Annotated in this window: 3 protein-coding genes; all 3 read left to right on the top strand. The window is 67.3% G+C overall.

Annotated features, from left to right (window positions below):
• Window positions 1-1,393: glycoside hydrolase family 30 protein (locus AC04L7_RS16315; RefSeq protein WP_475513422.1), on the top strand; the 1,393-nt coding region annotated here is incomplete at its 5' end.
• A gap of 83 nt (window positions 1,394-1,476) precedes the next feature.
• Complete coding sequence (locus AC04L7_RS16310; RefSeq protein ID WP_436001070.1) at window positions 1,477-1,950, top strand: LEA/WHy family protein; 474 nt, start codon at window positions 1,477-1,479, stop codon at window positions 1,948-1,950.
• Window positions 1,951-1,990: 40 nt separating this feature from the next.
• Window positions 1,991-2,641 (top strand): acyl-CoA dehydrogenase family protein (locus AC04L7_RS16305; RefSeq protein ID WP_475513421.1); only part of this gene is annotated, 651 nt, incomplete at its 3' end.

Raw genomic sequence — 2,641 nt, 5'->3', positions numbered from 1 at the left:
TGCGATGCCGGCCACGACCCGCGCGCAGGACGTCGCCGTATGGATCACGACCGCGGACCACAAGACAACGCTCGCCGCATCGACGCCGGCGACGTTCGGAGCCGCCGGATCGACAGAGCGGCCGCGCATCCTCATCGACGAGCAGGCGCGGTTCCAGGAGATGGTCGGTTTCGGCGCATCGCTGACCGACTCGTCGGCCTGGCTGATCCAGCACAGGCTCGACCCGGTCCAGCGCGACGCCCTGTTGCGCGAGCTGTTCGGCCGCGCGCACGGCGGCCTTGGCCTGAGCTTCTCCCGCCTGACGATCGGCGCTTCCGATTTCTCGCGCCGTCATTACAGTCTCGACGACACGCCCGATGGCAAACCGGATCCGGCGTTGGCGCATTTCAGCATCGAGGCGAATCGCGGCGATGTCATCCCGGTCGCGCGCGCGATGCTGGCGATCAATCCGCAGCTGAAGATCATGGCGTCACCCTGGAGTGCGCCGGCGTGGATGAAGGACACCAACAGCCTGATCCAGGGAACGCTGCTGCCACAGTACTACGATGCCTTCTCCCGCTACCTGCTGAAGTACGTCGATGCCTATGCCGCGGAAGGCATACCGGTCTTCGCGCTGACCGTGCAGAACGAGCCCGACTACGAACCGAAGGACTACCCCGGCATGCGCCTCAATGCGCCGGCGCGCGCGCGATTGATCGGCGACCACCTCGGCCCGATGATCGCGGCGCGGGGGAACGGTCCATTGATCTTCGACTGGGACCACAACTGGGATAAACCGCAGGAACCAATCGGCGTGCTGGCCGATGCGAAAGCGAATCCCCATGTGGCGGCCGTGGCATGGCATTGCTACGGGGGCAACGTGGCGGCCCAATCCCCCGTGCACGATGCGTTCCCGGACAAGGATGCATATATGACGGAGTGCTCGGGGGGCGACTGGGAGCCCGTGCGCAGCGGCGGACTGCCCTTGCAGATGAAGAACATCATCATCCGCAGCGCGCGGCACTGGGCGCGCGGCGCCCTGTTCTGGAACCTGGCGCTGGACGAGAACAACGGGCCGTACGCGGGTGGTTGCAGCACGTGCCGTGGCGTGGTCACCATCGATTCGCGCACGGGGTCCGTCACCCGAACGGACGAGTATTACGCGCTGGCGCACGCGAGCCGCTTCGTGCGCCCCGGTGCGCATCGCATCGCATCCAGCGAGGCCACCCACGACCTCGACAACGTCGCGTTCCGCAATGCGGATGACGGCTCGCTGGTGCTGCTGGTCGCCAACGCCGCGACCCAGGCACGCCAGTTCAGCGTGGGCCAGGGCGGACAGGCGTTCGACTACACCTTGCCCCCACGCAGCGTCGCCACCTTCGTCTGGAAACCTGCTGCAACGCAGCACGACTGACCCGGATGGCGTAGCGCGCGTCGGCATCCCGCCCGCCATACGCCGTAGTATCCTGCCGCATCCCCTGACGGAGCCGCGGCATGATGCGACGTACTTCCCTGCTGGCACTTCTCGCCGTGGCCACTTTGCTGGCCGGATGCGGCGATGGCGTGATCAGGCGGGTCTCCGACCCCGCGGTCAGCGTGCAGCAGTTGACGGTGAAGGCGGATGGCCAATGGGCCGTGGACCTGCGACTGCAGAACTACAGCAGCATCCCGATGCGTTTCGACACCGTGGAGGTCGAGGTGCAGATCGGCGACCAGGACGCGGGCACGTTGCGCGCGACCCCCGGCCTGTCGGTCGGTCCGGAATCGGCCGATGTCGTCACCGTCGCGTTCTCGCCCAGCAGCGCCGCCCGCATCGTGGTGGCGGATGCCCTCGCCAGCCGCCGCACCCTTCCCTACACGCTCAAAGGCAGCGCCGGCGCGACACCGGAAGAAGCCAAGCAGCGCACGTTCGACATCGATACCCGCAACACCCTCAACCCCGTCCCCGGCCTGGACGGTGTGCTGCGCTGAGCGCGGCCCCACCCTCCCCTACGCGCCTCCGAGAAACCGCATGCCCGCGTCCTACAAAGCTCCCCTTACCGATCTGCGCTTCGCCCTGTACGACGTCCTTGGCGTCGAACCCCTGTTCCAGCGGCTCGGCTATGCCGACGCGACCCGCGACATCCTGGATGCCGTCCTCGACGAGGCCGCCCGTTTCACGGAGACCGTGCTCGCACCGCTGAACAGCGTCGGCGACGAGATCGGCAGCCAACTGGACAAGGCCACCGGCGAAGTCACCACGCCGCCCGGGTTCAAGGCCGCGTACACGCAGTTCGTCGAGGGCGGCTGGACCGGGCTGACCTCGGCGCCCGAGTTCGGTGGCCAGGGCTTGCCGCACACGATGGGCGTCCCGCTCAATGAACTGGTCAACGCCAGCAACCTGGCCTGGGGCAACTTCCCGCTGCTGTCGCATGGCGCGGTTGAAGCGCTGAAGCACCATGGCGAAGCGTGGCAGCAGGAGGTCTTCCTGAAGCCCCTGGTGGAAGGCCGCTGGACCGGCACCATGTGCCTCACCGAGCCGCACTGCGGTACCGACCTGGGCCTCCTGAAGACCAAGGCCGAACCTAACGCGGACGGCAGCTACGCCATCACCGGCACCAAGATCTTCATCACGGCGGGCGAGCACGACCTGACCGACAACATCGTGCACCTGGTGCTGGCC

This window comes from Pseudoxanthomonas sp. LjRoot204_2 (assembly GCF_056175765.1).
This window is presented reverse-complemented; position numbering and strand designations above follow the sequence as displayed.

Excerpts from the sequence above, each read along its gene's own strand:
- AC04L7_RS16310 (WP_436001070.1), top strand. The coding sequence starts at position 1,477 with ATGCGACGTACTTCCCTGCTGGCACTTCTCGCCGTGGCCACTTTGCTG.